This window comes from Absicoccus porci (genome assembly GCF_003725415.1).
Taxonomy (GTDB): Bacteria; Bacillota_I; Bacilli_A; order Erysipelotrichales; family Erysipelotrichaceae; genus Absicoccus; species Absicoccus porci.
This window is the reverse complement of record NZ_RJQC01000002.1, coordinates 423,261-443,840: the sequence shown is the minus strand read 5'-3', so window position 1 is coordinate 443,840 and position 20,580 is coordinate 423,261. Positions and strand designations below refer to the sequence as shown.

Here is a 20,580-nt window from a genome sequence, read left to right as displayed (position 1 = left end):
GAAGGAAACATTCATGGAAAACACAGTTGTATTCGCATTATCATCAAGTAAACAATTAGCATCAGAAATTTGTCAAGAATTAAACTTACCACTTGGAAATATTAGTATCAACCATTTTGCCGATAAAGAAATTTTGGTAACGCCAAAAGAATCCATTCGAGGAAAACACGTTTATCTTGTTCAAAGTACCAACGATCCAGTTAATGATAACTTAATGGAATTATTGATTGCGATTGATGCTTGTAAACGTGCCAGTGCCAAAACGATCAATGCCATTATTCCTTATTATGGATATGCACGACAAGATCGTAAAGCAGCCCCTCGTCAACCAATTAGTGCCAAGTTGGTTGCTTCACTATTAGAACGTGCCGGAGCAGATCGTGTCGTTACGATTGATTTACATGCTACCCAAATTCAAGGTTTCTTTGATATCCCAGCCGATGATATTGCTGCGAATCGATTGATTGGTGAATATTTCGAATCACGAAAAGATCTTGGCGATTTGGTTGTTGTATCACCAGACCATGGAGGAGCAGTTCGTGCACGTAAATTAGCTGAAATTCTTCATGCACCAATTGCCATCATTGATAAACGTCGTCCAAAACCAAATGTAGCCGTTGCCATGAACTTAATTGGTGATGTTCAGGGTAAGGTCGCTATCATCATTGATGATATGGTCGATACGGGCGGAACCATTGCTTCCGGTGTACAAATGTTAAAAGATCATGGGGCTACCAAAGTCTTTGTAACTTGTTCCCATGCCATTTTATCTGGACCAGCTGTAGAACGTTTACGTGCAACTGGTTTGGAAGAATTTGTATGTACAAATACCATCGATCAAACCGAACACCAAAAAGAATTCCCAGAAATGAAAGTCTTATCGGTTGCACCATTATTAGCTCGCTTGATTAGTGCAGTAGAAAATAATACATCACTTTCCGTTGCGTTGAATAAACCTTTCATGCATGAATAAGATTACTTTTATTGGCTATCCCAAATGTTCCACATGTAAGAAAGCCTATCAAACATTAGAAGATTTAGGAATCCATGCCGAATATCGCGACATCACAAAAGAAAATCCAACCGTTGATGAAATCAAAAGTTGGATTGATCGTGGTGTGGAATTAAAACAATTATTCAATACAAGTGGTCAACTCTATCGCAAATTAGATGTCAAAACCAAGCGACAAACCTATAGCGATGATCAATTGATTGAATTATTGGCAAGTGATGGCATGTTGGTCAAACGCCCCATTGTGGTCAGCGATGATACGATCATCATCGGGAATAGGCCAGATGCTTATGCAACGCTAAAATAAAGAATCAAAATTATTCTGGATCTGTGAACAAACAATGTCTTCATCGAGTTGTTTCAATTCACAGATCTTTTTTTCTACATATTGGACATACATCGGTTCATTTTGACGGCCTCGATATGGTTCTGGACACATATAAGGACAATCCGTTTCACTCAATAAACGATCCAAAGGACAAGCTATCGCAACTTGTTTCGCTTTCTTGGCATTCTTAAAAGTGACAGGGCCACCCAATGAAATAAAACTATTCATTTTTAAGCATTCCTTCATCGTTTCTACAGAACCCGAAAAACAATGAAAAATGATCTTGGTTTGGGCATAGGTGCGCAATATATCCAAACAATCTTTGGTGGCATCACGCATATGAATGGAAATGGGCAAATGGGATTTATTCGCCATTTGGATCTGACGAATAAAGATGCGCTTCTGCTCTTCAATAAAAGAAGTGTCCCAATGATAATCCAAACCAATTTCACCTACACAGTCAATTTGATGATTGGAAATCGCTTGTTCAAGTTTATGAAAATGCTCTTCGGTGATATCTTTCGCATCTTCGGGAAACCATCCCCACGCAATTTTAAATTTAGGGTCTTTTTCTTTTAGTGGTAAAGCTCGTAAAAACTCTTCTTCTGAAGTACACATGATCATCGCTCTAGATACATCTTTCATATTCTGAAGTACTTCATCGATTCTTTCATATAAATCATCACAAGTGATGTGACAATGACTATCTGTATACATACGTTTAATCTCCTTCTATATAAACACTATCGTTATTATATGTACCTTTGACATCAATGGCACCATTTTTGATTGGTGCTTCCGAAGCAATTTGTATCCATCCATTCTCTTGTTTTTTGATAATGACACTGATAACTGAACCCTTGGTGTATGTATATAATACATTTCCATTTGGTTTATCATATACTGGTATATCTTGAGTACACATCCAAGTGGATGGCTTCTGTTTGAGATTTGGTTCTAATTGATAGTAAATCGAAGCAGCCTTTTCACCCCAATAGGGATCCGAAGCATAGTTCACATTGATCCCCGTACTTTTATCGCCAAACCATGAACCACGATATCGAGAATCTTTCGGATTGGCATATCCCTTTTGGATAAAATCGACATCATGGGCTTGAATGCAATTGGCAATACTGGCGTAACTGGTTGCCGCATCGGGATTGGAATCATAAGCTGCATGACCAAATAAGTTATTGGTTAATTTCGCAATGGTGCTTTGACCATATGCACTTTCATTACAAGCCAGGGAAAAAACCATGGCCGCATTGATTCCATATGTATTTTGTCCTTTTAAGAAAGTTTCACCTTGATCATACAATAAGGAATTGGTACGATGCTTGTTTTCCAAAAATGTATTGAAGTCTTCTGCCGATAAAGAAGTAGTCGATCGATGTGGCATAAATTGATATGGATTATAATACGCTGTCGAATTCACGGCATGATCATGTCTTTCGAGCTGCATATCATCGGATAATTTATCAAAAGAATCATAAAACCAATGTCCATCATAGGAAAAATAAACTGTATTTTCTTGAAGACCTTCTGGTTTCGGACCAATCGCATAGGTAACCGATTGGGTATCTGTCACATTTAAAGAAATCGTATGATTGAGTGCATTTCCTTGAATGGTGTAATAGGAACTATGCACTTGATCCGAATAAGGATATAAAACAACATCACTACGATTAAACCAAGCGCGCACGCCACTGATCATACATAAAATTTTTGAACCATCATGATTTGTTCCTAAATAAAGTGCATCAGCACCATATTGACCATTGATATAGCCTTTTTCATCAGTGCCGTCAATCGTATACGATGTATTTTCGGTGATGGCCTTGGTATGTAGATTGACCAAACCTTCTTTTAAAGCAAGAACATTTCCTTGTTCATCCATGATGCACAAATTTCGATCATTGCTGGCAGCTAATGCATTCTTAGCTAACCAAAAATGATGATAGGTATCTTGAATCTGTGTTGTACCATTCGCATAAGAAACCAATTGATACGTACCGGATTCAGTGAATTTGAAACCAAGAAAGATCCCAATCATCATCGCAAAACAAAGGACCAAGATGATTTGAGAACGTTGTAATTTTCGCATATCTATATTTTATCAAAAATGAATAAGAGTGTCATTTATAGGGTAATCATGATATATTATTAGGGTTGAGAGGATGAATAATATGGCAAAAATGGAAGACCGTTTAGACGGTATGGTAAAGCGTTATAACGAAATCAATGAAATGATGATGGACAGTAAAATTGTCTCTGATCGAAAGACAATGGCAAAGCTAGGCCGTGAACAACGAGAATTGACGCCTATTGTTGAAACATATCAAGAATATAAAAAAGCGAAAGAAGATTTAGCAGAAGCAAAAGAATTAACGAAAGAAGACGATAAAGAAATTCGGGAAATGGCACAAATGGAAGTCGACGAATTAGAACCAAAAATTCAAGATTATTTGGATCAATTGGAAAAACTATTAGTGCCAAAAGATCCAAATGATTCACACAACTGCATCATTGAAATTCGTGGTGCTGCTGGTGGTGACGAAGGCAATATCTTTGCTGGTGATTTGTATCGTATGTATGTCAAATATTGCGAACAAAAAGGATGGCGTACCGAAGTCATCGAATCCGAACCAAGTGAAGCAGGTGGATACAGCTTAATTTCTTTCAAAGTCAATGGCGATGGAGCCTATGGCACTTTGAAGTTTGAAAGTGGTAGTCATCGTGTACAACGTGTGCCAAAGACGGAATCACAAGGCCGTATTCATACATCAACAGCTACTGTTTTGTGTATGCCAGAAATCGAAGAAGATGATTTTGAAATCGATATGAACGATTTGGAAATCGATACGATGCGATCGAGTGGAGCTGGTGGTCAGCATATCAATAAAACCGATTCTGCCGTTCGTATTGTTCATAAACCAACCGGTATTGTCGTAAAATGTCAGGATGGTCGATCACAACATGAAAACCGTGCCACCGCATTGATGACGATTCGTGCTCGTGTCTATGAAGCCCATCAACGAGAACTGGAAGAAAAGAACGATAAAGCCCGTATGTCAAAGATTGGTACAGGAGATCGTGCGGAAAAGATTCGTACGTACAACTATCCACAAAATCGTGTGACCGATCATCGCATTGGTTATACGGTCAATCAATTGGATCGAATTATGGATGGTCGATTGGAAGATTTGATGCAAGCTTTGGCAGCGGCTGATCAACAAGCAAAGATTGCAGGAGAAAAGAGCGAATGACATTTCATCGTCTGATCAATGAAGGAAAAGAACGACTCTATAAAGCCGGACAGGGTGAACAAGCTGCGATGCTTTATATGGTGGAGTTGTGTCAGAATGCCCATATTGATTTGTATAGTCAGATGGACGAAGAGATTCCTGAAGAAATACAAACCGATTATCTTGAAGGCATTCACTTGATGGAACAAGGAGAACCATTAAGTTATGTGCTTGGTTATGAATGTTTTTATGGCTATAACTTCAAAGTCAATGAAGATGTATTGATTCCTCGCCCAGAAACGGAAGAATTGGTTGCTTTGGTCTTACAACTATTTGATGATCATTTTGGTGATAAAGAATCTGTACAAGTATTTGATGTAGCTACAGGTTCAGGTGCCATTGGCATTACACTAAATTTAGAAGAACCCAAAATGAATGTGATTGCATCGGATATTTCTAAAAAAGCATTGATCGTTGCGAAAGAAAACAACGATACCTTAGGTGCACATGTGAACTTTATTTGTGGAAATATGTTAGATCCATTTATCGAACGCAATCTAACCTGTGATATTTTGGTTTGTAACCCACCCTATATCCCAAATGAAGAAAAGATGGAAAAGAGTGTTGTCAACTATGAACCACATGTTGCTTTATTTGGTGGTGAAGATGGCTTGAAATTTTATCGGGATGTGTTTGAAAAAGCTCATCAAGTATTGAATGAACATGCTTTTTTAGCTTTTGAAATGGGATGGAATCAAGGCCAAGCGCTATCGAAATTAGCTAGAGAATATTTTCCGGATGCAAAAATCACGATTCATAAAGATATGAGTAAAAAAGATCGTATGTTTACCATTGAAAGATAGAAAGAAGCGATAGTATGAAAATGAATAAGAATGCACCATGTTGGTGTGGATCTCATAAGAAATATAAGAATTGTCATGAAAAATGGGATGATACCATTAATGTGTTACGTCTTCAAGGACAAATCGTACCTGAACATCGATTGATCAAAAATGCAGATGATATCCACTGGATCAAAAAAGCAGCGGTCATCAATAATGGCATTTTGGATGAGTTGGAAGATCGTATCCAACCTGGCATCACAACGTTGGAAATTGATCAATTTGTATATGATTATACAACGCAACATGGCGGTATCCCCGCAGATCTTGGTTATGAAGGATTTCCAAAAAGTGTGTGTACATCCGTAAATAATGAAATTTGTCACGGTATCCCAAGTGATAAAGTCATTTTAAAAGAAGGCGATATCGTAAATGTGGATTGTACCACTATTTTCCATGATCATTATGCCGATGCATCACGTATGTACATGGTCGGAAAAGTTTCGGATGAAGCCAAACGCTTGGTTGAAGTGACCAAAGAATGTTTGGAAGTAGGAAAAGCAGCCGTTCGTCCTTGGGGACATGTTGGTGATATCGGTGCAGCCATTCAAGAACATGCACATAAAAACGGCTATACAGTCGTTCGTGAATTCTGTGGTCATGGTGTTGGAAATGGCTTCCATGAAGATCCATATATCACGCATTTTGGCATTAAAAATACCGGTATGGTCTTAGCACCTGGTATGGTCTTTACCATTGAACCAATGATCAATCAAGGAAAGGCTACTTTGTTTGTGGATAAGAAAAATGGTTGGACAGCTTATACGAGTGATGGTAAATTAAGTGCCCAATGGGAAAACACATTAATGGTCACAGACCATGGAATTGAAGTCTTAGCTTGGTAAAAACTTGAAATTTCTTAAGTGTTTTACTAAGATATAACATAAGAAAGGAATGAAGATTATGGCAACAAAGAAAACGAAGTGGACGCAAGAGCAATATGCCCAACGGTTACAAGAAATGAAACAAGAAGCACATGATAAAATGTGGTTATATATTGAAATTAATGCCAAAGAGTTCAATGAAGAAAGTGAACCTAAGGTAAAGAATTTGACACCTTGCTGCAAAGCTATGTTAGATGCCATGTTAGAAGGCGATAGTTTCATTGTTGAACCAAAGATTCGCACGAAAATTGCGGGTATATTAACCGTTCGCTATTATGTGGATAATCTGGATCCATCGCGCAGAAAATATGCCGATGTGCAAGCAGAACAAGCATAATTATATTAAATCGAAATATTTAAATGCATGATACAGACCGTGTTTACGAATATCTTTTGTAACATAGTCTGCTTTTTTTTGGATTTCCGGTTTCGCATTGCCCATGGCCACCGCAATATCGGCTGCTTCAAACATGCTTAGATCATTTTCACTATCACCAAACGCAATTGTTCGGTATTCGTTTCCATAATAGTTTTTTACATCCTGAATAGCCGTTCCCTTGTTATGATGGATATTTGTGATTTCACCGGTATCCATACCAAACATTGTCAATTCACAATCGGACGTAACAGCCTGTTGAATGATGGCAGGATCCACTGCATTGGGATTGCACAAGTACAATTTCGTGAATTGAGAATAGTCTTCCTCTTTCACTTGATGGATGTTTGGCATCGCTAAAAAACGTTGGATGGCTTGTGCTTGGGGATTGACTTGAATGCGTTGTAGAAATTCCGCTTTATTGATGGCGTCCAAATAGGTTTTATCCGATCCTTCTAGCGATACACCAATTTTATGATCAAGCATAAATTGTGTCATGGATTTGGCATCTTCTGGTTTTAAAGGATCAAAAATCAATGTTTGATCACCAATATATATTTCACTACCGGCAGAGAAACAATAGCCATCTAATTTTAATGGCAATAGGGGTACAATACCTTCCCCTTTGGTACGACCGGTATTCACAAAAATTTTATGTCCATTATGTTTGGCTTGGAAAATAGCACTCGAAGCAGAAAGGGGAATTTGTTCGTTGAGCCATAAAGTGGCATCTAAATCTAAAAAAAGGATGTTTTTCATAGTTGAATTATATCATAGTTGAATTATAAAATAAGGATATGAATAATAAATATGTAATGATTACCGTTTCTCGTCAATTTGGTACAAATGGTCGTGAAATTGGACGAGTATTAGCCGAATATTTAGATATTGGCTACTACAATAAAGAAATTATGGCACAGATTGCGAATGATATGCAGATTGATCCATCTTTCTTTGAAGACAGCAACCTGAATGATGCAGGGTTCTTTAGCTTATCCAAACGAACATTTACATTATCGACTATGGCAGAAATTTCGGTGAATTCAGAATTGTATGAAAAATCTTGTGATTTGATTCAAGGGATTGCTCAAAGAGAATCAGCTGTTATTGTTGGTCGATGTGCGGATTACATTTTAAAAGATGATCCCAATGTAATTCGGGTATTCTGTTACAGTGATCGAGATACACGAATCAAGGTAGCTATGAATGAATATGGCGTTCCATTCAAGAAAGTGGATAAGTTTGTGGATCTACAAGATCAAAAACGATCCGGCTTTTATGAATTTTATACCAATCAAAAATGGGGACAACCAGCTAATTATGATGTGATGATCAATACATCCACGGTCTCCTTAGAAGAAGCGGTAGAATTCTTAGCGCATTGGTATGATCATAAAATGGGTGTGGAATCCATCAAAGGTGCATTCATGAATCAATATTTGAATGAGAAAAAAGTGGATTTATCTAGAGAAAGTGCATAAAAAAAGTGGCTTGGAATTTTCCAAGCCATTTCTTTTACATAAAGTTTGGTGTCGCAAAATAGATGACGAAGATCACTAACAAGACCCAAACGGTTGGATGAATTTCTTTGGCTTTGCCACAAGCACACATCGCAACTGTGTATGCAATGAATCCCATCGCAATACCATTGGAAATCGAATACGATAAGATCATGAAGATAATGGTAATAAAACCAGCACAAGTAAAGATGATGTTATCCCAATCGATACCACCTAACTGACCAGCCATCATGATACCAACAACAACCAAAGCCGGTGCAGTAACCGCATTAGTTACGGCACTTAAGATGATTGGTGAAATGAAGATGGACAATAAGAATAATATACCGGTTGTACAAGCGGTTAGACCACTACGTCCACCAACACCGACACCAGAAGTGGATTCCACAAAACTTGTGATTGTTGAAGTACCTAAAACAGCACCTAAACATGTACCAAAGGCATCCGTAAATAAAGCTTTTTCAACACCAATCAATTCTCCATCTGGTTTTACGATACCAATTTGATTACCAACGGAAATCAAGGTTCCTGCAGTATCGAAGAAATCAACAAATAAGAAAGAGAAGATGATCACGAAAGCCGATAAAGGACTTTTAAATAGTTCACCAAAACCACCAAAGCAAGCACCAAATGTACTCATTTCAAAAGTTGACGTAAACGCATGATCTGGTAAAGATGGCATGCCTTTAAAACCAAGAGCACCTAAAATAATACCAACAATAGCGGTAATGACCATACCAACGAATACACCAGCAGGTACTTTTTTAGCCACCAAACCAATTGTGATAATGATACCAAACAAAGCCAATAACACGGTTGGATCGGTAAAGTTTCCTAAGGCTACATACGTAGATTCATTCGCAACGATAATGCCGGCATTTTTTAAACCAACAAAGGCAACGAAGAAACCAATACCAGCACCAATCGCAAACTTTAACTGCATGGGAATGGCATCAATGATCTTTTTACGAATTCCGGTTACGGAAATAACTAAGAAGATCAAACCAGAAATCAAGACAGCTGCTAAAGCCGCTTGCCATGAATAGCCCATGGCTCCACAAATCGTATACGCAAATAAGGCATTGACACCCATACCAGCTGACAACGCAACGGGATAGTTTGCCAATAAACCCATGATCAAGCTTGTGATACCAGATGCGACAGCAGTTGCTAGGAATACCGCATTGATATCCATGCCCGCATCATGCAAGATGGATGGGTTGACACCAAGAATATATGCCATTGCCAAGAAAGTCGTAATACCAGCAAGAATCTCGGTTTTGACATTGGTATTCTTTTCACTCAATTTGAAAAATTTATCCATATATTTCTCTCCTTTATACCGGTATATTGTAGTATAAAGAAAATATTTAAGCAAATTAGATGGTAATAATTTGCCCTAAATGAAACGAATAGATATATGTTTGGATTGGTTTAGATGGTTCCATGATTTCCATCGCTTTTTTATAAGTTTCCAATTGTTTATGGTATGTTTCAATCAATTCCTCAGCTGTAGCGGTATCGGTTTTATAGTCAACAATAATGATTTGATTTTCTTCCCATACGACCAAGTCCATAAATCCATTCGTGATTTGATTGTGATCTTTCACAATATAACTACATTCAAATTCATGTTTTTCTTGCATCCATTGTTGATATAAAGGATTTGTATTCATGGTTTGTAGTTGTTTTATATCCGTTGATGATAAAACATATCCATATTTCTTGGCCATTTGTTCCATATCTTGAATTTGATAAGGAAAAGGACACTGCATGATTTCATGAAATAAAGTACCACGTGTAGTATTTTGTTTCTTTACAAGTTCTAAAGGTTGCCAAGCCAAGATTCGTTTGGCTTGTGAAGCTGTACTGCTTTGTATCCATGTAGAAGGTTTTTCATATGTTTTCCAGGAACGTGGATTGGAGATGGGATCTTTACTTTCCGGACGTTCCAATAAATTGCACTGGATAAAATGGACCGGTGCAGAAGGATCTTCAAAATAAGTATGAAATAACCATCCGGTATAGCTTTGATCTTGTAACAAAACACTACTTGTGAGAGGGCCCGTATAGGATTTTGTATCTTTTATTTGATCCACAAAAATCAATTCTTGCTGAGCTCGTGTCGTGGCAACATAAAATACACGCATTTCCTCTTGTAGGGCTTCTTGAGCATGTTTGGTTTTCATCGCTACATAGGATTTTGTCGGCTTTTTAATTTGGCCATCTTCTGAAAAACAAGAAATACCCAGATCAGCATCCATCATAAACGCATTGCTTTTGTGCTTATTTGAACCATGGTTCGACAAAATATACACAACCGGAAATTGTAAGCCTTTGGATGCATGCATCGTTTTAATTTGGACGACATCATCTTGTTTGGAAAAAGCACTTGCTGGGCCAACACTATCCGCTTTGCTGTCTTTCTGTAGGGCTTCAATAAAGTCAGAAAGCGTATCAAATTCACAGGATTTCTCTAATAAAGCATCTAAATTTGTCTTTTCTAATGATGTTGTATGTTTCATATAAAAATCATGAAATTGATAAATGGCTTGTAGCCATTCGGTTGGGCTATCATGAGATTGTTCATATAAAGATAACCAATCATGCATACAGTCTTGTTCTTTGATATGCATGAATAGACTTTCATTTTTTTCTTTATCGCTACAACATTTTGCCAATTGTTCACAAGAAACACGTCCAATGGGACTCAATAAAGAAGCCGTTAAAGAAATATCATCCATTGGATCATAGATCGATGATAGAGTAGTTAGCACAATTTGAATGGCAGCGACCTGATAGAAACCCGATTTTAAATCGGTATAAACCGGAATATCATAAGCTTCTAGAACATTTTTAATATTCTCTTGTGGCTTATTGTCACGTGTAAGAATGCATATATCTCTATAGGAACGTCCTTTTTCGTGTTGTTTTAGAATATCATGCGCAATGATATCAAAGCGATTTTCCTCTTTTTCTGTCGAATATAAGAAACGAATCGGATATTGAGGATTTTCTGTTTGATACGTTGCACCTGGATAGGCAATATCCACTTTTTCAAATTGTGTACCACATAGAGGACCATTCATGATTTTTTCATAAAAATCATTATTAAACGCAATGATATTGGCATTGGAACGAAAATTCTTATCCATGACGATCAATGTATCTTCATCGGATTTCATATGATTTTTCATAATTTCCGGACGTGCTTGGCGGAATCCATAAATGGATTGTTTGACATCACCAACACGAAAGACATTGTCACCACGCTCAATCAAGTGAATGATGCTTTCTTGCAGATCATTGGTATCTTGAAATTCATCCACTAAGATCATGTCATATTGTTTGCTAACTTCTTCTTGAATCAAAGGATTTTTTAATAATTGATGGGCAAATGTTTCCATATCGGAAAAATCAATGATTTCCATTTCTTGTTTGATTTTGGCATATTCTTGTTGTGTCGTTTGTACCAAGTCACAAAATTCGGAAAGAATGGCAGTCGTATCATCATAAGAATCAAATAGATATTGAGCGATTGCCTTTTCATGAAAAGCAAGTGCATCTTTATAGGGATTAAATTCATCTTTTGAGCTATGTGTAGTTTTCTTGGCAAAACGAAAATATCCATATTTCGCAAAATAGACTAAGAAATGGGAGCGCATATTGTCATAATCCAATGGTAATAAGGCTTCTAAAGCAACTTTTTTTTCACCAAATCGATCATCTATATCCTGTGCTAAATCACAAATTTCAATTATAGCTTGGATATGTTGACGGAAATATTTCATGAACCAAGCATCAATATCAGAATCAAATCGATTTTTTCTAACATCCTGTAACCATTGGAGGGGATCCGGTTTTGCCCAAGCAATTGCAATCGTATCTTTCAGTGCTTTTTGCAGATCGTTATCTTTTATATGCATCGCCCAAATATAATCATTCAAATGTGGCAGAGATAGGCTTTCTTTTGCATGTTGAAAAGCTTGATCAAAGGCTTGTTGTTTTTGGGCATCACTCGCAATGGCATTGGCCATTTTTAAAGAAATTGGTATTTGATAGTAATAATTTTGAACAAGCGATAAACAAAAACTATCAATCGTACAAATCTGGGCGGTTTCCAGTAATGCCAATTGATCACGAATATAAGAAGTTTGTTCTTGTTTTAATAATTCTTGGCGTAAGCGTTCTTTCATTTCACTGGCCGCATCATTGGTAAATGTCATAGCCAAGATATGATTGATGGAAATTTTATCATGGGTGACCAATTGACATAAACGCTCAACAAGTACACTGGTTTTTCCGCTTCCTGCACTGGCAGAAACCAGAATATTCGCTCCACGCAAATCAATGGCTTTTTTTTGTGCTTCCGTAAATGGCATAACTACTCTTCCTCCTTGACGCGATCTGGTTTATCTACGATTTGACGCGATGTACGACAAATCGAACGATATGGACAATAGGTGCAAGCATCGGATGAAGCTTGGGCCACAATGGTTCCGGAACGAATATCTTCTACGATTGAAGTCATGATTTCTTCCCACATTGTTTTTATCTTTCCAAAGGAAGGTATTTCGGATTTACGTTGAAACCATTGTGAATCATCATATAAAGTCAAATCTTGTCGATCAAAGACCCAGCCCTTGATTCGACCTTTATCGAAATACTCTTTTTGTGCATATTTCAAAGTTTCCAAATCATAATTATCTTTTTTTCGTTGATAGTTCAGCTTTACACCCATTTGTGTTGACATTGGCGAAGTCAGTGAAATATAAAAAATACCAATCGGAACTTGATGGGTTTCTTGTTCTCTTTCAATCGCATATGTAGGTAATTGTAAAGAAAGACCTTTGGCAAACTCATTTTTCGTGATTTCTTTTTGACTGGATTTATAGTCAAAAATCACAAAGGCACCTTTGGTTCCATCGATTCGATCAATAAAGCCATGTAAAGAATAGGTATCCGTATCTAGATAAAATTCATGTTCTAGATCTTGTGGTTCCATATGCCATTGTTCTTCAAACGGTTTTAATCGTGCAAGTAAACAATGCAGTTGCCATTTAACCTCATTCTTTTGATTTTGAATCCAGTTCATTTTTGTTGGGAAATGCTTTTCAATCCATTGGAATTGATCGTCTACGATCGCATCGAGATTTTGATTTACATAGTCTTTTCCATAGGTTCGAATACCTTCTTCTAAGATCTTATGAAGCAAGGAACCACGAATACGAATATCCGTCCAATCTTTGGGCTCTTTTAAGTACAATCCATATTGTAGAAAATAACGAAATGGACAATGCACAAACGTTTCAAAACTCGATACCGAACCACGCACTTTATCCTTTTTGACAAATAAGGTTTCAGCCATTGTTTTGGAAAGCGAGTGGTTTGGTCTTTCAAAATGACTAGGTTCCAAAACATCAATAAAGGTGGCTGATCCTAACCAATCATTCATTTCGATACTGGGCTCATATGCCTTGGATTGATAATCGGTTTGCGGATAGGAAACATATAAAATATCCGGTTGTGTCAATCCTTTTTTTAACATTTCTTTTTGGGTATCTAAACGATACGCTAATGTTGGCCAATTGGTTTTTGATACATAGTCTTCATTAAAAATGCCATTTTCCTGACGCAAATCTGGATAGGTCTTACTATGTACATTCATCAAGAAAGTGATTTTTTGTAAGGGACTGATGTTTTGTCTAGGACCAATCCATACGCCTTCTAAAGATGTATTTTTTTGATTGGTTGGGATATTCTGTATGGCATGATACAAAATAGCAAGATCATCACTGGTTTGTATTTTGTCATAAGAAGCAACAATCAATTCCTGGATGGATTGAAAAATGGCGATATTTTCTTGCGTGGGTGCATGCAACGATTGAATCAACGTGGCCATTTTTTCAAAATCATGTATAGAAAAATCAAGGTCGTGTTCTTGTTCAAACTGTTGCGCTTTTGCTTTGGCATATTGATAATGGGAATACGTATATGCATCTACAAATGCATTGGGTTCATATACATCATTGTCTTTAAACCCTAATTCATACCAATCCAATACATCTTTTTCTTTCGGAAAACAAACTTGAATCAAGTGACATAAGTTTTTTGTGCTTTTTTGTTTGGCATAATTCAAACAAGCCAACCATTGGGATGGAATCAAAGAATGATTGGGTTTATTTGTGAGAGTATAAGGGATTTGGTATGTGTCTAACATCTGGACCATGACAGCTTGATCTTTTTCATCATTTAACGCAATATACACATCATTAGCATCATAGTTATTGTTGATGATTTCTTCACAAATCCATTGCGCCTGTTTCCGATTGGTTGCCATCGTCACATAATGCGTTTCTGGTTCGGTATCAGATTCTAACCATTGCGCACCATGATCAAGTAATATATCGACCCAATCAAAATCGGGATATTCCTTACGAAGAATATACACATTATGTAATGCAGGAATTTCAATAGTAGGAAAATGGATATCTTGGCAACATCGAATGATTTCCAAGAGCGCTTTTTCTTTCGAAGTTTCACTTGGATATGTATCGATTTCATACAAATGGGCTTTTTTTAGAAATTGATAGACTTGTGTTAAAAATTCAGGATCCTTTCGACTTTCATAAAAAGGATTGGTTGGATTTAGATCTTGTAGGTGTTCTTTGATTTGAAAGATATATTCAATATCGGTTAATTCTGGCTCACACAAAAAAGATCGGACAAAAGTTTGTAGGCTTAAAACTTGTACGCCAAGACGATTGCCGATTTGTTCATAAATAGCTAAATGCATAGAAGCAGGCGCTATGATGGTTCCTTTTTCTGGAAAGTGCATGGAGGTTCTCCTTTCAAAAAACAGGAGTTAAGACTCCTGTTCTAAAATATCATGGGCAACATAAACACCCGAAGCCGATGCATGTGATAACGAATGGGTAACACCACTACAATCACCAATCACATACAATCCTTTATGACAGGTTTCCAAATGTTTATTGACATCTACTTGCATATTATAGAATTTTACTTCAACGCCATACAATAAAGTATCATCACTCGCGGTGGATGGACAGACTTTATCTAAGGCATAAATCATTTCGATGATATCATCCAATTGGCGTTTGGGAATGACCAAAGACAAATCACCTGGTGTCGCTTTTAAGGTAGGACGAACAAAACCAGCCTGGATACGATCGGGCGTACTTCTTTGACCACGAATCAAATCGCCAAAACGTTGAACGATGACGCCGCCTCCCAACATATTGGATAATTTCGCAATGTTTTCACCATATTGATTACTTTGATGAAAAGGTTGCGTGAAATGATTGGAAACCAATAACGCAAAATTCGTGTTTTCGGTAAAACGTTTGGGATCGGTATAACTATGTCCATTGACAGTAACGATACCGTTGGTATTTTCATTAACGACTACACCATGTGGATTCATACAGAATGTACGCACGCGATCTTGATACGTTTTGGAACGATAGACGATCTTCGATTCATATAAGCTATCGGTTAATTCACTAAAGGTATCGGCATTTAATTCGACACGGACACCAATATCGACACGATTGCTTTTGGTTTCAATGCCTAAATGCGAACAAATGGATTCCATCCATTTACTACCCGAACGACCTGTGGAAATAATGCATCGAGCACCTGTATATACCCCTTTTGATGTTTCAATTTGGTATCCACTTTCTAAATGATCGACGCGTGTAACGTGTTCGAAAAAGTGAAATTCTACTTTATCTTCCAATTGTTTGTATAGATTTTGCAGAACAATATAGTTGATATCCGTACCCAAATGACGAACTTTGGCCTTTAATAGATGCAAGTTATTTTGTAGACACTTTTTCGCAATGATCGTATCAAAGTTATCATATAGTTTGGTTTCAGCTCCACCATATTCACAATTGATTTCGTCGACATAATCCATCAATTCAATGGCTTTTTCTTTACCGATATATTCATATAAATTTCCACCAAATTCATTGGTGATATTGTATTTACCATCACTGAATGCACCAGCTCCGCCAAATCCAGACATGATGGAACAAACAGGACAATGTACACACGATTTGATTTTGTCACCATCGATGGGACATTTTCTTTGGTGAAGTGGACCACCTGTTTCAAATACCGCAATTTTCCAATTGGGACGATATTTCATCAATTCATAGGCCGAAAAAATACCGCCAGGGCCGGCCCCTATGATACATACATCATACATATAGACTTCCTCCTAACGCAATTTGTGCCATGGTATCAAATGCTGTTTCCCGTTGTTGTGCTGTGGTTTCTTGTTGGGTAACCAAAGAATCCGATACGGTACAAATACAAGCTGCTTTTTTACCCGTGACTTTGGCATTATGAAAGAGCGCAAAACTTTCCATTTCAACCACGGCACATTGGTTTTCTATGGCGCCTGAATCGATTCCATCTTCATAATAGAAAATGTCACTGGAATGGAAACGGCAAGGGTGCAACATTTGATTTTGCTCTTTTGCAGCTCTTTGCAAGGCCTGATTGATCGCAGAACTTGGATATTGGATCGTATCCATATCATGCGATTGTTCTTGTGCATAGGTCGAACGTGACCAAGCAGAATCGGCCAAGACGACATCAAATAAGTCCAGAGATGGAATCAAAGCACCACAAGAACCAATCCGAATGATCGTATCCACATCATATTGGGTATAGAGCTCATAGGAATAAATGCCAATACTTGGCATGCCCATGCCAGAACCCATGATGGAAATGGGGCGTCCTTGATACAGACCGGTATATCCCAACATATTTCGAACATGATTGAAACAATGAATATCAGTTAAATAATGGGTTGCGATGTATTTTGCTCGTAAAGGATCTCCGGGCATAAGGACAGTATTCGCAATTTCATCTTTTTTTGCTTGATTATGAGGTGTCATAAAATCACCGCCTTATCTTTAGGATACCATAAAAGTTAAATCAATGAGATGATGATGGTCTCAAAAGAGAATAGAAACAAATAGAGCTATCATTGCGATAAAGAACAATAATGCAATGTACGAAAGAATCATTGCCCATTTACCTGTTCCTTTTATGGCAGAATAAGCAAAGATAATTTCGCCTATTAAAATGATTGGAAATAAAACGTAAAATAATGGTTCGATAGCCAGTAATGCCAAACTTGTAAATATAGAAATCACCTCTAAATCTTCTATTCCTATGAAATATGTATATAACGCTATTTTATGAAAACAATGATATAATTTAAACACATAGAAAGGGGATGACGATGTGAAACAATGGAAAATGATCATGTATATTCTTCTTGGGAATTTCTTGATTGCTTGTGGTACGACTTTTTTTATTTTACCAAACAATATTTTAAATGGTGGTACGGCCGGTGTAGCCGTGGCTCTTCAACCGTTGTTTCATATAGATACGGTGTGGATGACCAATGCTTTGACCGTTGGACTCTATGGTGTAGGTGTCATTTTTTTAGGCAAACGCTTTGCGATGCGTTCCTTGATTTCGACGATCTGTTATCCTGTTTTTATTTTACTATTGAATCAATATGTGAATACATTACCACGCTCTACATTTATTATGCCTGCGTATTTGGCTTCAATCTATTCTGGGTTATTGCTTGGTGTTGGATTGGGTTTGGTCTTTCGAGTGGATGCGAGTACAGGTGGTATGGATGTACCGGCACTGATCTTGCATAAATATACCCAATTATCCAGTGGGGATGCGGTCATGATCGTGGATATTGCGACTGTTGCTTTAGGAATTTATACTTATGGTTTGGTACCTGCTTTGATTGGTATCCTATCGGTATATATTTCTGGAGCGGCCATCAATCGAACGATGACATTGCGTTCACAAGCGGCGAAAAATGTCATGATCATCTCCGATTCTTGGCAAGTTATCAAGGAAGTTTTATTGAACGAAGTGGATCGTGGTGTAACGATTTTAGAAGGACATGGTGGATACACCGGAAATTCACGTCCGGTTTTAATGTGTGTCATCAATCAGAAACAATATCCGAAATTGGAACAAGCTGTTTTACATAAGGATCCACATGCGTTTATCATCGTAAATGATGTACAAGAAGTGAAGGGATATGGATTTAGTTATGAAGAAGATTCATGAAATCATTGTCGTCGAAGGAAAAAATGATACAAATACACTGCAATCCTACTTTGAATGCGATACCATTGAAACAGGTGGAGATCAGATCGTCCAGACAACGATTGATCGCATCAAAGAAGCACAAAGAGTGCGTGGTGTGATTATTTTTACCGATCCCGATTCGCCCGGGGAACATATTCGTCGTTGGATCAATGATCAAGTACCTGGATGCAAGAATGCGTTTATTCCTAAAGATAAAGCAAAGGCTCCGAAAAAAGTCGGTGTTGAACATGCAAATGCACAAGATTTATGGGAAGCTCTTTCGCATTGTGTAACATTTGAAGACGATGTGCATACATTGGATTGGCAAGATTTCATTGATTTAGGTCTAGTTGGCAATCAGTCTTTACGAAATAGCGTTTGTGCTGCCTTTCACATTGGACCATGTAACGGTAAGACCTGTTTTAAACGATTGAATGCGATGCATGTAACAAAGGCACAAATAGAGAGGAAAATAAATCATGAATGATCCCATTGCGACAATCAAGAGGACCAAGGCAATCCAAGATAAATACCAAGTTTTCACAAAGAAGTCATATGGTCAAAATTTTATCATCGAACCTCGCATCGTGGAAAAGATTGCGGAAGCTGCCATTGCCGATCCATCAGAACTTGTCATTGAGATTGGCCCTGGCATTGGTGCTTTAACACAACAACTTTGTGCTCGATCGCAACATGTGATTGCGTATGAAATTGATCCACGCATGCCCAACATTCTACAAAACGAAATTCAAAGTCCACATTTAGAAGTGGTCTTACAAGATTTTTTAGATGTGGATGTCGATGAAGAAATCAAGAAATATCGTAAGGAAAATCAACCGGTCGTATTCACATCGAATTTGCCTTACTACATTACTACACCGATTTTATTTAAATTGTTTGAAACCAAAGAACCAATTGAGCGAATAACTGTTATGATGCAAAAAGAAGTTGGACAACGCTTTATGGCCCAACCATCGGATAAAGAATACAATGCGTTGAGTGTCATATGGCAATATAAATGTGATTGTCACAAAGTGATGGATGTATCTCGACATGTGTTTTGGCCAAGTCCCAATGTGGATTCGGTTGTGTTGCAATTTAATTTTCATCATCGATATCATCTACTCAATGAAAGCGTTTTTCTATCTATGGTCAAAGGATGTTTTGTACAACGACGAAAAACGATATATAATAATCTTCAAAGTTATTTACAAGATAAAGAATTGGCAAAAACGTGCTTAGAAAAGGCCGGGATTGCTTTAAATACACGTGCACAACAATGTGCTTTGAACGATTTTATTCGACTCTATGAGGTGAATTATGAAAGTATATGCACCAGCCAAAGTGAATCTAGCTCTGGATGTGATTGGAAAAAATGAACAAGGATATCATGATTTGGATATGATCATGGCTCCGGTATCTTTATACAACATTGTTGATATCACAAGAGCAGACCAAACCAAGATCACTTGTACAAATGGTAAGATTCCGGATGATAATGCGACCAAAAAAATGGTCCAAGTTTTAAAGGATCGTTATGATATATCCAATTATGAAATTTCCATTGAAGAACATATTCCTATGCAAGCCGGTTTAGCCGGGGCCAGTGCCAATGCAGCCGCCGTTTTAAAAGCCATCAATGATATTGATGGTCTACAATTGACTATTGATGAAATGATCTTATTAGGTAAAAAAGTGGGAGCCGATGTGCCTTTCTGTGTGGTTAATAAATATGCACGAGTACAAGGAATTGGTGAAAAGATTCGCAAGATTGAATGCGATTGGAAATTTCCCATTCTACTTGTGAAACCAGAACAAGGCGTATCCACACCAGAGGCATTTGTGACTTGGCACGCATTGGATCCGCTACATCCAAATTTGGATATTTTAGAGAAAGCTTTGATCTATCAAGACTTGCCATTTTATGTAACGCATATGGGCAATGCCCTACAGCCAGCCGCTTTTCAATTGGTACCTGCCTTGGAAGCATTGAAAGCCGACATGGAAGCTTTTGAACTATATGTGATGATGACAGGATCAGGATCAACGATGATGGGATTTGGCAGTAAAGAAAATTTAATGCAGGCACAAAAAGAATTATCGAAAAAATATCCATTTGTGAAGATTGTTACGGTAGGATAGGTGTAGA

General features: G+C 37.5%; 19 protein-coding genes. 11 read left to right on the top strand and 8 right to left on the bottom strand.

The features are described from left to right. Positions 1-13 precede the first annotated feature (13 nt). Both EDX97_RS06980 and EDX97_RS06975 read left to right on the top strand, forming a co-directional pair. Entirely contained in the window at positions 14-973 is a 960-nt protein-coding gene (locus EDX97_RS06980) for a ribose-phosphate diphosphokinase (RefSeq protein WP_128520438.1), read from the top strand. Further along, positions 966-1,319: a Spx/MgsR family RNA polymerase-binding regulatory protein gene (locus EDX97_RS06975; protein WP_128520437.1), complete on the top strand. Its 354-nt coding sequence runs from the start codon at positions 966-968 to the stop codon at positions 1,317-1,319. Before EDX97_RS06980 ends, EDX97_RS06975 begins: the two co-directional genes overlap by 8 nt. On the opposite strand, the gene EDX97_RS06970 is transcribed toward EDX97_RS06975, so the two are convergent. Then, a complete protein-coding gene (locus EDX97_RS06970) occupies positions 1,311-2,057 on the bottom strand; it encodes a TatD family hydrolase (RefSeq protein ID WP_128520436.1) in 747 nt (248 codons plus the stop codon). The genes EDX97_RS06975 and EDX97_RS06970 overlap by 9 nt on opposite strands. Positions 2,058-2,061: 4 nt before the next feature. Continuing rightward, a complete protein-coding gene (locus EDX97_RS06965) occupies positions 2,062-3,444 on the bottom strand; it encodes an N-acetylglucosaminidase (protein ID WP_128520435.1) in 1,383 nt (460 codons plus the stop codon). Positions 3,445-3,526: 82 nt separating this feature from the next. On the opposite strand from EDX97_RS06965, the gene prfA reads away from it, so the two are divergent. The 4 genes from prfA to EDX97_RS06945 are packed head-to-tail and all read left to right on the top strand — an operon-like array spanning position 3,527 to position 6,708. Continuing rightward, a complete protein-coding gene (gene prfA / locus EDX97_RS06960; protein WP_128520434.1) occupies positions 3,527-4,606 on the top strand; it encodes a peptide chain release factor 1 in 1,080 nt (359 codons plus the stop codon). Then, entirely contained in the window at positions 4,603-5,448 is an 846-nt protein-coding gene (prmC, locus tag EDX97_RS06955; protein WP_128520433.1) for a peptide chain release factor N(5)-glutamine methyltransferase, read from the top strand. Before prfA ends, prmC begins: the two co-directional genes overlap by 4 nt. Positions 5,449-5,462: 14 nt before the next feature. Continuing rightward, the gene (locus EDX97_RS06950) at positions 5,463-6,332 is read left to right on the top strand and encodes a methionyl aminopeptidase (protein WP_128520432.1); all 870 of its coding nucleotides are present in this window, start codon (positions 5,463-5,465) and stop codon (positions 6,330-6,332) included. 58 nt (positions 6,333-6,390) lie between these two features. Then, a complete protein-coding gene (locus EDX97_RS06945; RefSeq protein ID WP_128520431.1) occupies positions 6,391-6,708 on the top strand; it encodes a hypothetical protein in 318 nt (105 codons plus the stop codon). Here the strand turns inward: EDX97_RS06945 and EDX97_RS06940 are convergent, their stop codons facing one another. Further along, positions 6,709-7,506, bottom strand: coding sequence for an HAD-IIB family hydrolase (locus EDX97_RS06940; protein WP_128520430.1), 798 nt, complete (start codon positions 7,504-7,506; stop codon positions 6,709-6,711). It abuts the gene before it with no gap. 38 nt (positions 7,507-7,544) lie between these two features. On the opposite strand from EDX97_RS06940, the gene EDX97_RS06935 reads away from it, so the two are divergent. Continuing rightward, positions 7,545-8,228: a cytidylate kinase-like family protein gene (locus EDX97_RS06935; RefSeq protein WP_128520429.1), complete on the top strand. Its 684-nt coding sequence runs from the start codon at positions 7,545-7,547 to the stop codon at positions 8,226-8,228. A 34-nt stretch (positions 8,229-8,262) separates the two neighbouring features. Here the strand turns inward: EDX97_RS06935 and EDX97_RS06930 are convergent, their stop codons facing one another. The 5 genes from EDX97_RS06930 to deoD are packed head-to-tail and all read right to left on the bottom strand — an operon-like array spanning position 8,263 to position 17,200. After that, positions 8,263-9,591 (bottom strand): NCS2 family permease, encoded by a 1,329-nt coding sequence (locus EDX97_RS06930; protein ID WP_128520428.1) that lies wholly within the window; start codon positions 9,589-9,591, stop codon positions 8,263-8,265. 55 nt (positions 9,592-9,646) lie between these two features. Further along, a complete protein-coding gene (locus EDX97_RS06925; protein WP_128520427.1) occupies positions 9,647-12,649 on the bottom strand; it encodes a UvrD-helicase domain-containing protein in 3,003 nt (1,000 codons plus the stop codon). Between the two features lie 2 nt (positions 12,650-12,651). Next, positions 12,652-15,105, bottom strand: a complete 2,454-nt coding sequence (locus EDX97_RS06920; protein WP_128520426.1) for a PD-(D/E)XK nuclease family protein — start codon at positions 15,103-15,105, stop codon at positions 12,652-12,654. A 27-nt stretch (positions 15,106-15,132) separates the two neighbouring features. Then, positions 15,133-16,503: an NAD(P)/FAD-dependent oxidoreductase gene (locus EDX97_RS06915; RefSeq protein WP_128520425.1), complete on the bottom strand. Its 1,371-nt coding sequence runs from the start codon at positions 16,501-16,503 to the stop codon at positions 15,133-15,135. Further along, positions 16,496-17,200: a purine-nucleoside phosphorylase gene (gene deoD, locus EDX97_RS06910; protein WP_128520424.1), complete on the bottom strand. Its 705-nt coding sequence runs from the start codon at positions 17,198-17,200 to the stop codon at positions 16,496-16,498. The genes EDX97_RS06915 and deoD overlap by 8 nt, the downstream gene beginning before the upstream one ends. 352 nt (positions 17,201-17,552) lie before the next feature. Here deoD and EDX97_RS06905 point away from each other — a divergent pair, with 352 nt between their 5' ends. The 4 genes from EDX97_RS06905 to ispE are packed head-to-tail and all read left to right on the top strand — an operon-like array spanning position 17,553 to position 20,573. After that, the gene (locus EDX97_RS06905) at positions 17,553-18,410 is read left to right on the top strand and encodes a YitT family protein (RefSeq protein ID WP_245978022.1); all 858 of its coding nucleotides are present in this window, start codon (positions 17,553-17,555) and stop codon (positions 18,408-18,410) included. Beyond that, a complete protein-coding gene (gene rnmV, locus EDX97_RS06900; RefSeq protein ID WP_245978020.1) occupies positions 18,394-18,918 on the top strand; it encodes a ribonuclease M5 in 525 nt (174 codons plus the stop codon). The genes EDX97_RS06905 and rnmV overlap by 17 nt, the downstream gene beginning before the upstream one ends. Continuing rightward, positions 18,911-19,810 carry a 16S rRNA (adenine(1518)-N(6)/adenine(1519)-N(6))-dimethyltransferase RsmA gene (gene rsmA / locus EDX97_RS06895; RefSeq protein ID WP_128520422.1) on the top strand — a complete coding sequence of 300 codons (900 nt, stop codon included), beginning with the start codon at positions 18,911-18,913 and terminating at the stop codon, positions 19,808-19,810. The genes rnmV and rsmA overlap by 8 nt, the downstream gene beginning before the upstream one ends. After that, positions 19,752-20,573 (top strand): 4-(cytidine 5'-diphospho)-2-C-methyl-D-erythritol kinase, encoded by an 822-nt coding sequence (ispE, locus tag EDX97_RS06890; protein WP_128520421.1) that lies wholly within the window; start codon positions 19,752-19,754, stop codon positions 20,571-20,573. Before rsmA ends, ispE begins: the two co-directional genes overlap by 59 nt. The last annotated feature ends 7 nt before the right edge of the window (positions 20,574-20,580 follow it).

Excerpts from the sequence above, each read along its gene's own strand:
- EDX97_RS06980 (WP_128520438.1), top strand. The coding sequence starts at position 14 with ATGGAAAACACAGTTGTATTCGCATTATCATCAAGTAAACAATTAGCA.
- EDX97_RS06975 (WP_128520437.1), top strand. The coding sequence starts at position 966 with ATGAATAAGATTACTTTTATTGGCTATCCCAAATGTTCCACATGTAAG.
- EDX97_RS06970 (WP_128520436.1), bottom strand. The coding sequence starts at position 2,057 with ATGTATACAGATAGTCATTGTCACATCACTTGTGATGATTTATATGAA.
- EDX97_RS06965 (WP_128520435.1), bottom strand. The coding sequence starts at position 3,444 with ATGCGAAAATTACAACGTTCTCAAATCATCTTGGTCCTTTGTTTTGCG.
- prfA (WP_128520434.1), top strand. The coding sequence starts at position 3,527 with ATGGCAAAAATGGAAGACCGTTTAGACGGTATGGTAAAGCGTTATAAC.
- prmC (WP_128520433.1), top strand. The coding sequence starts at position 4,603 with ATGACATTTCATCGTCTGATCAATGAAGGAAAAGAACGACTCTATAAA.
- EDX97_RS06950 (WP_128520432.1), top strand. The coding sequence starts at position 5,463 with ATGAAAATGAATAAGAATGCACCATGTTGGTGTGGATCTCATAAGAAA.
- EDX97_RS06945 (WP_128520431.1), top strand. The coding sequence starts at position 6,391 with ATGGCAACAAAGAAAACGAAGTGGACGCAAGAGCAATATGCCCAACGG.
- EDX97_RS06940 (WP_128520430.1), bottom strand. The coding sequence starts at position 7,506 with ATGAAAAACATCCTTTTTTTAGATTTAGATGCCACTTTATGGCTCAAC.
- EDX97_RS06935 (WP_128520429.1), top strand. The coding sequence starts at position 7,545 with ATGAATAATAAATATGTAATGATTACCGTTTCTCGTCAATTTGGTACA.
- EDX97_RS06930 (WP_128520428.1), bottom strand. The coding sequence starts at position 9,591 with ATGGATAAATTTTTCAAATTGAGTGAAAAGAATACCAATGTCAAAACC.
- EDX97_RS06925 (WP_128520427.1), bottom strand. The coding sequence starts at position 12,649 with ATGCCATTTACGGAAGCACAAAAAAAAGCCATTGATTTGCGTGGAGCG.
- EDX97_RS06920 (WP_128520426.1), bottom strand. The coding sequence starts at position 15,105 with ATGCACTTTCCAGAAAAAGGAACCATCATAGCGCCTGCTTCTATGCAT.
- EDX97_RS06915 (WP_128520425.1), bottom strand. The coding sequence starts at position 16,503 with ATGTATGATGTATGTATCATAGGGGCCGGCCCTGGCGGTATTTTTTCG.
- deoD (WP_128520424.1), bottom strand. The coding sequence starts at position 17,200 with ATGACACCTCATAATCAAGCAAAAAAAGATGAAATTGCGAATACTGTC.
- rnmV (WP_245978020.1), top strand. The coding sequence starts at position 18,394 with ATGAAGAAGATTCATGAAATCATTGTCGTCGAAGGAAAAAATGATACA.
- rsmA (WP_128520422.1), top strand. The coding sequence starts at position 18,911 with ATGAATGATCCCATTGCGACAATCAAGAGGACCAAGGCAATCCAAGAT.
- ispE (WP_128520421.1), top strand. The coding sequence starts at position 19,752 with ATGAAAGTATATGCACCAGCCAAAGTGAATCTAGCTCTGGATGTGATT.